This window comes from Paracoccus hibiscisoli (assembly GCF_005048265.1).
GTDB lineage: Bacteria > Pseudomonadota > Alphaproteobacteria > Rhodobacterales > Rhodobacteraceae > Paracoccus > Paracoccus hibiscisoli.
In genome coordinates this window covers 1-1636 of record NZ_SUNH01000088.1, presented here as the reverse complement: position 1 = coordinate 1636, position 1636 = coordinate 1, and the positions used below count along the sequence as shown (strand labels likewise).

At 58.4% G+C, this 1636-nt stretch carries 2 protein-coding genes; both read right to left on the bottom strand.

Annotated features, from left to right (window positions below):
- Positions 1-363, bottom strand: a 363-nt coding sequence (locus FA740_RS19410; RefSeq protein WP_338119686.1) for an alcohol dehydrogenase catalytic domain-containing protein, incomplete at its 3' end; no start/stop codon positions are given.
- Between the two features lie 576 nt (positions 364-939).
- A complete protein-coding gene (locus tag FA740_RS19405; RefSeq protein ID WP_136858424.1) occupies positions 940-1146 on the bottom strand; it encodes a hypothetical protein in 207 nt (68 codons plus the stop codon).
- Between the last annotated feature and the right edge of the window lie 490 nt (positions 1147-1636).

Sequence of the window (1636 nt, the reverse complement as noted above, 5' to 3'; positions counted from 1 at the left end):
CACCATGAAACCGCTTGACCTGTCAGGTCGGGCCTGACCCCATGCACCAGTCGGCCAGACTGCCCGAGGCGTGGAATGGCTGCCCACGATGCCGTGGAATCGATGCCCATCTTCCGTGGAATACGCACCTACTGCCACAATGACGCCCGCGGCCTCGAAGCCGGAGCGAGCCGGAAAGCTTGGCTTCTCCAGGTAGGTTCCCCTTCTGAACATTGCATCCGCCCGGTTCAGGGCAATCGCCTCGACCTGCAGCTGAACCTCGTCCGGTGCTGGTGCTTGAGGCTGTTCGTGCTCGACCCGCAGCACCTCCGGACCGCCAAGCTGATGGAAGCGGACCACACGGCAAAGATAACGATCAGACATGATGGTTCCTTTCGACGCTGGTCTGCGGCCCAGGTAGCAGGGTGACATCACTGCTGTGCCCGATACCGCTTATCTTGGACCGCAGAGAGAACAGATGCCAGGATTTGTCACTGCCTTGGGCGCGCCGCCTCACATGAAGCAGCCGCACGAGGAACGAATTTTGCTATCGCAGCAAGTGGATGACTGGACCCCATCAGTTACATTGCCTGTCAACGCCGCAGCCGCAGCCTGAACGACCGCTTCGGGGAAGCTGCAGTGCGGCGATACTACGCACTTGACCGGCGGCTATGGGCCGCCATGGCATCAAGTGTTGGCCAAGGGCGCCGCTGCTGCTGTCAGGTATTGAGGATCGACGTTAGGACACCGCAGCGCCCGACGTGTTCTTGCCCGCAAATCAAGCCCATGAACGACTCATTCCATGCAGGGGAAAGCGTCTGACAGTGCCAATGATACTGCGATATGCCACGGAAGCCCCCACGCGTCCGGGTTTGCATTCATGTAGTTAGTGAATGCTTGTCGTGCAGAGCCCCGGGAAGGCGGTGGGGCTGATGCAAGGGCGTCGTGCGGTTCGTAACCTTAATCTTTGCTAAGACAGTTCTCACCCGTGATTGCTGCGACCCCTTGTATGCGGAATGTGCAGATCATGCTTTGCATATCCGGATCGCCATCAGCAGCACCTCGACAAAGCTTGAGCATGGTTTCTGCATTGTAGTCCGTCGGCACGCCTTGCGCGGCCAACGGCGTCGGAGCGACCAGTGACAGAAGTAACGCAGCTCTTTTCATGCGGTCCGGAAATCATCTCGACATCAGGCTATAGATTGACGACGCGCCTAGAGGACGTCAACCATGGACGCCTTCTAAATGAAGCTGACGACTTTCATTGGTCTGGCAGGATCAGCTCGCTACTTGCAGCACGTGTCGATGCGGCTTTGCCCGCGGCTGGGTGTCAAGGTGCCGATCAGCTCCAGCTGTTGGAGGTCATTTCAGGATAGCCGTTCTGGACCGTTCCTCTGTTGCTGTGACACTGATAGCGCTGCTGCTCGCACTTGGTTGATGTGTGGGGACCCGGTAAAGTGGAGGTCGCGTCCGTGACAGGAAGGCTAAACATGGTAAAAACTTTCCCTGAACTACAGGAACATCAGGCCCGGGTCGTGTCGCGAATGTGGTGGAAATTGGCGAGCAGCGCGCTCCGAGCATGTAACGTTGGCTCCGGTCAGGCCGCGAGGTCAAGAGACATCGGCACGAGAGGCTGAGAAAGGGTTTCCCAGCCATC

What these genes read in the sequence shown, in the direction of transcription:
- FA740_RS19405 (WP_136858424.1), bottom strand. Translation starts at nt 1,146, where the DNA reads ATGAAAAGAGCTGCGTTACTTCTGTCACTGGTCGCTCCGACGCCGTTG.